At 58.7% G+C, this 5,864-nt stretch carries 5 protein-coding genes and 1 tRNA gene; 4 read left to right on the forward strand and 2 right to left on the reverse strand.

Features of this window, described 5'->3' with window-relative positions; all coding sequences use genetic code 11:
* On the forward strand, positions 1 to 795 hold a 795-nt coding region (locus RMO15_RS23895), incomplete at its 5' end, for a SigB/SigF/SigG family RNA polymerase sigma factor (protein ID WP_309718401.1).
* On the forward strand, positions 792 to 2,525 hold the full coding sequence (locus tag RMO15_RS23900) for a PDZ domain-containing protein (RefSeq protein ID WP_309718405.1): 1,734 nt from the start codon (positions 792 to 794) through the stop codon (positions 2,523 to 2,525). The genes RMO15_RS23895 and RMO15_RS23900, both read left to right, overlap by 4 nt.
* On the opposite strand, the gene greA is transcribed toward RMO15_RS23900, so the two are convergent.
* On the reverse strand, positions 2,515 to 2,997 hold the full coding sequence (gene greA / locus RMO15_RS23905; RefSeq protein ID WP_309718408.1) for a transcription elongation factor GreA: 483 nt from the start codon (positions 2,995 to 2,997) through the stop codon (positions 2,515 to 2,517). The genes RMO15_RS23900 and greA overlap by 11 nt on opposite strands.
* A gap of 177 nt (positions 2,998 to 3,174) precedes the next feature.
* Here greA and RMO15_RS23910 point away from each other — a divergent pair.
* Positions 3,175 to 3,248: transfer RNA gene (locus RMO15_RS23910), tRNA-Arg, on the forward strand.
* A gap of 81 nt (positions 3,249 to 3,329) precedes the next feature.
* Here the strand turns inward: RMO15_RS23910 and RMO15_RS23915 are convergent.
* A complete protein-coding gene (locus RMO15_RS23915; RefSeq protein WP_309718411.1) occupies positions 3,330 to 4,256 on the reverse strand; it encodes a hypothetical protein in 927 nt (308 codons plus the stop codon).
* Positions 4,257 to 4,331: 75 nt separating this feature from the next.
* On the opposite strand from RMO15_RS23915, the gene RMO15_RS23920 reads away from it, so the two are divergent.
* Positions 4,332 to 5,864 (forward strand): DEAD/DEAH box helicase (locus RMO15_RS23920; protein WP_309718415.1); only part of this gene is annotated, 1,533 nt, incomplete at its 3' end.

Here is a 5,864-nt window from a genome sequence, read left to right on the forward strand (position 1 = left end):
CCGTTCAGAGAGGGTAGTTCTGTGGCTGAACTGGAGCGCCTCCTGTGCGAGTACACCACCTCCCGTGACCCTCAGCTCCGTGACACCCTCATTCTCCATCACCAGCGGCTGGTACGCTCCATTGCCGTACGGTTTGTCGGGGGGGATGAAACCCTGGAGGATTTAATCCAGGTAGGCAACATCGGCCTGATCAATGCTCTGGATCGCTACGATCCGCACCAAGGCACACGCTTCTCTACCTATGCCACCCCCACGATCTTAGGCGAGATTCGCCGCCACTTCCGCGATAAGGCGGTAGGAATCAAGATCCCACGCTGGCTCCAAGAGCTTCAGCAAGCGGTTCGTCGGGTTAGTAACGAGCTTTCTCAGGTACAGGGGCATCCTCCAACTCCACAAGAGATTGCCCTGCGTTTAGAGGTAAGTGAGGAGCATATCTTGCTAGCAATGGAGTCACAGGAGGTCAGTAACCTAATCTCCCTAGACAGCCAGCTGGATACCCGCTCGACTCTGGATAGCACGACCCTGATGGATCTGTTGGGCAAGATGGACCGGCTCTTGTTTGAGTTTGATAGCTTTGCGGATCTGCGCAATGCCCTCTCCACCCTAGAAACCCGTGAGCGTGAGGTGATCGCGATGCGCTTCTACGATGAGCTGAGCCAGGCCAAGATCGCTGAGAGACTCGACATCTCCCAGATGCATGTCTCACGTCTTCAGAAACGTGCCTTGAGTCATCTCCGTGACTTTCTTGCCGACGAACCTCCTGCGGCACCGCGCCGCGCTCGCCGCAAGCCATGACTCCCCCGGCCCATGTCACCTACACCGTTCAAGTAGCCGATCCGGCCACGACACGCTACCGGGTGTCCGTTAAGGCAGAAGGGCTCCGCGATCCCAAAGTGGCGTTTCAGCTTCCTGCCTGGACACCGGGCTGGTATGTCCTACGGGGCAATGAGCGCAACCTGAGTGGCTTCTCCGCCAAAGGCCCCACACAAAAGCCTCTCCCCCTAGAGCAGAGCGATGCACATACCTGGCGCGTGAGTACGGAGGGAGCCGCAAGTGTCACGTTCTCCTACGATCTGAAAGCCTCAGATACGGGCTTCGGCTTCTTCGAGCCCTATCTGGATCGTCAGCACGGCTTTGTCCCTGGCCCGGCGGCATTAACTTATGTTGTTGACGGCAAAGAGGCCCCTTGCACCATTGACTATCAGCTCCCCAAGGGCTGGGAGGTGGCCAGTGGGAACACTCCGGTCGTCGGCAAGCCGCACACTTTCTCTGCCCCAAACTACGACACGCTCGCGGATCAGCCAGCGGAGCTGGGAACATTCACGCGAATAGACCGCACGATCCAGGGCACTGCGTTCTCCGTCGTACTTACGGGTGGCGACTCCACGCGCTATGCACGGTGGGCGGAGGGAGTTTTTAAGATCGCCCAAGCCGGTATCCAGGTCTTTGGCGGGGCTCCGTTTGAGCGCTATGTCTTCTTCTTCCACTTCACTCGTGAGGGCAGCTTCTTCGGAGGACTAGAACACCTCAATAGCACCGTCCTGCGCCTGGAGCCGTCGAGCTTGCGGCAGCCCGATGCAGAAAACCTCACCATTGTGGCGCATGAGTTTATCCATGCCTGGAACATCAAGCGCATTCGTCCCGTGGCTCTCGGGCCATTTGACTACACGCGCCCCGTTCGGGTGAAAGACCTCTGGTTTGCCGAGGGCGTGACGGACTACTTCGCGCCCCTTTTAACGGTTATGGCAGGGCTCGGAACTCAGCGGTTCTGGCTAGGCTACCAGGCCGAGCAGCTCACGCAGCTTCAGAGTAATCCCGCGCGTCACCAAGTCACTCTGGAGGATGCTTCGTCTAAAGTCTGGGAGAGCCAGGAAGAGTCGGAGGGCTACGGGGGACTCTCGTACTACAACAAGGGCCTGGTGGTGGGCTTGCTCCTCGACATTGAGCTGCGGAAGCGCACGGCCAACAAGATCGGGCTGGTGGACGTGCTCAAAGACCTCCTTGCCCAGTGCCAGAAAAGTGGTCGGGGCTACGCCGAAGGTGAGATCGAGCGGACTGCCTCCCGGCTTGCCAAGAGCGATCTCTCTGCCTTCTTTGAGCGGGCACTGCGCTCGACAGACGAGCTACAAATCACGGAACAGCTTGCGGCAGGCGGGATTCTGGCGGAAGCTGCGGTAAGCAAGTCCGCGACTTTGGGAATTGGCTGGGATCTCTCCCAAGCGGGTCAAGCAAAAATCGGGATCGTCGCCCCACAAGGCCCTGCTGCCAAGGCCGGTTTACTGCCAGGCGATGTGATTCTGAGTGTGGATGGTCAGTCGCTCGACACCCTTCTGGGAGCGGCCATTACTTCGCAGAAACCCGGAGATACTCTGCGGCTGACCTACCTGCGCAGTGGAGTGACTCAGCAAGCAACACTGACTATGGGTACAGAAGAGGCGACATCGTTTCGCCTGCGCCCTGCTCCCCGCCTCACAACACTGCAGGCGGGGATACTAGCGGGACTTAGTGGCAAGCCTATTTTGTAATTGACATCACTTCGTAGGCAATAAGGCCATCGGGGGTCTTCACTTCGACGCTCTCCCCGACATGCTTGCGCAGAAGTGCTTTGCCAATCGGCGACTCATCGGAGAGGAGATCCTGATCTGGATCTGCTTCGTAGGACGAGACCAAAGTAACGGTCCAGTCGTCGCCAAAGTTCTTGTCCTGGATCGTCACGATGCTCCCTAGACCGACATGATCGGTCGGGATATCGGAGTCGCGAAGAATCCGAGCACGCCCGACGATGCTCTTGAGATCCATGATGCGCCCCTCGACAAAGGCTTGCGCATTCTTGGCTGCCTCGTACTCGGCGTTCTCGGTGAGCTCACCGTAGTCCTTCGCATCCCGGATCCGAGCCGCTACCTCGTGACGATCCACAGTCACCAGACGATTCAGCTCTTCTTCAATTCGTTGATGTCCTTGACTTGTCAGGACAATTGCTTCTTCTTGTGTTTCCATCACCAGCATACTATGTGCCTCCACGGACTTTCATCCGATCATCGGCGGCTACTCCCGCTCAATTTCCTAAGTAGTACGAAGTAAGGGAAAGAAAGTTCCCTCGAATTAGTACCAGGCCCCGATTTTTTTTCGTGGTCATGATATAATTGGCATACCAGCGGTTTTGCTGGAGTGTTTGGCTTCGTAGCTCAGCGGATTAGAGCATCGGTCTTCGGAACCGAGTGTCAGGGGTTCGAGTCCCTTCGAGGCCACTTTCCTTCTCTTTATAACTCCGTCTTGCCTCCCTGAGACAGCCCTCCACTCGAAAAGTTGCACCTAAAGTTTATCTTTGTTTATGGAGTGCTTGTGCGAGGCCCAATGTACTCTGTGGCGAGAACAATATCATCAAACCAGACAGAGTTCGTCGGCTTGAGACGGCTACGATTTCGCCGAAGTGCCTCCTCAGTGACATAGTGCTCCAGCCAGAAGTTATTGAGCCTTAGCTCTGTGCTGGTGCGCCAGCGAAACCCCTCAAAAGGCTCGCCACCAGTCTCGGGGAGGGTAAAGCCCAGCCCTGTCCACGGGCCACGGCGCACGCCCGGCGCGATGTGCATCGACAGCTTACCATCGAGCCAGAGCGCCAGCTCGCCATCGGATTTTTCCGGAGTGGAGTTGAGCTTGGTCATCACCTCGACACACTGCCAGTGATCTCGCGGAACCAGTAGTGGCCGAGCTTCCGGTGCGATCGAGGCTCCCCAGAACCTACCATCGGCGCTTTTTTTCATCTCATGCCAGTAGGTGTAGAAGTTCCACGCACCAGGAGCCGGGTAGCGTCCATTATTCCCATAGGGCTCGATTCCCACGGCAACCCGATCGTCGCCACGGGGCTTGCTCCCCGCCTGCGGGTTGGGCCAGCGGGTGGGAGGATTGTGACCGCCCATCCAGACGAAATGGTGAATGTAGTCGGCATCGGGCTCGAAGCGAACATAGAAACGAGCATAGAGCGTCTCACTGGCACGTGGTAGGAGTGTGAAGAGATGCCCTCCGTTGTTCTCACCCAGCGTCGCCGTGATCTTCAGAACCCGTCGCCCCGTGGTTTTATCGGTCTCCAGCACCAGCGCCTTGCCCGCTTTATTGGAGATATCCGACCACTTCGTTGTGAGTGAGGCAATATCGCCCGATTCAAAGTCTTCTGTCAAGATCACCGCAGCGTGACGGGCGATGCCTTTGTCGCCGGGGAACTGTGCGGCCAGCCCCTTGCCTTCTGGGAGTTTCTGCATGTGTACATTGTACCGAGTCAGGTCAATAAACCGGGCAGAGGTGGCGATTCCCTCTGATTAGAGATATACCATTCCGTGAAGAAAAACGACAATCCTAAGCCAGGGAAGAAATCCCTGCCCTTCGGCGCGAAGCCGACTACCCCGAAATCTGCTCCTCGCCCTGCGGCGAAGAAGCCTGCTGGTGCCAAACCTCCCTACGCAGACAGGCCCGCCTTTGCGCCAAAACCTGCCGCAAAACCAAAGCCTGAGTTTGCGCCGAGAGCAGAGTTTGCCGGCCCTAGCGAGACAGAAGCACCACGTGTGGCCAAGCCACGTGCTGTTAAGCCTGCTTCCCCCCCTCCTGTCCCAAAACCTTCTGCCGAGCCGATTGTGGAGATACCTCTGCCGGGCTTTGCGGAGCTAGGCCTGCCGGAAGCGCTGCTGGCGGCCATTACAGTGGCGGGCTTTGAGTCCCCCACCCCTATCCAAGCGCGCGCCATTCCCGTTCTGCTGGAAGGCAAAGATCTTATCGGTCAGGCACAGACTGGCACGGGAAAGACGGCAGCGTTTGCCTTGCCCCTTCTCGCTCGGATTGATGTGAATGCCCCGGGAACGCAGGCCCTCGTGCTCGTTCCTACCCGTGAGCTGGCGATCCAGGCGGCGGAGCAGATCCACAAGCTCGCCGGGAAAACAGGGCTGCGGGTTGTGCCAGTCTACGGCGGACAGCCCATTGACCGACAGTTCCGTGCCCTGATGAAGCCTCCCGCCGTTGTCGTGGGAACCCCAGGTCGTCTCATGGACCACATGCGGCGTGGGTCGGTGAACCTGGAGAAAGTCTCGTTCTGCGCCATTGATGAGGCCGATGAGATGCTGGCCTTTGGCTTTGTGGAGGACATCGAGACGATTCTCGCTGCGCTTCCCACGACCCGCCAGACGGCGCTCTTTTCGGCCACGATGCCTCCAGCGATCTCGGCGCTGGTGAAGAAGTTCCTGCCGGGTGCCCAGAAAGTGGAGATCACCTCCAAGCAGCGCACCGTGGACACCGTCCGCCAAGTCTACTACGAAGTCGCGCCTGGTAAGAAGCGAGAGGCACTGGCCCGAATTCTAGACATGGAGACCCCTGGCCCCACCATCGTCTTTTGCCGCACACGGCTTGAGACTCAGGAGCTCGCCGAGGGGCTGAGTGTCCGGGGCTACGCCGCTGAGCCGATCCATGGAGACATGGCACAGTCCGAGCGCGACCGGGTGATGAAGAAGTTCAAGGAAGGTCATGCCGATATTCTCGTCGCCACCGATGTGGCAGCGCGGGGGCTGGATATTGACTCCGTCACCCACGTCATCAACTTCGATCTTCCCTGGGATGTCGAGCAGTACATCCACCGCATCGGACGCACCGGGCGGGCGGGCCGCGAGGGTGATGCGCTCAGCCTGATCGAGCCCCGTGACCGCCGTAACTTGATGCGCTTTGAGCACCAGATCGGGGCCAAGATCTCCCCGCTTCGGGTACCCAGCAACGCCGATATCGCCGTCCGCCGCCGTGAGGTTTTCGCCAGCAAGCTCGCCGAGCGCCTAGAGGCCGGCAACTTCGAGGGCCAGTTCCCCGTGGTCAGTGAGCTCACCGAGCGCCAC

The sequence above is a fragment of the Armatimonas sp. genome (genome assembly GCF_031410135.1).
In the GTDB taxonomy this organism is placed as follows: domain Bacteria; phylum Armatimonadota; class Armatimonadia; order Armatimonadales; family Armatimonadaceae; genus Armatimonas.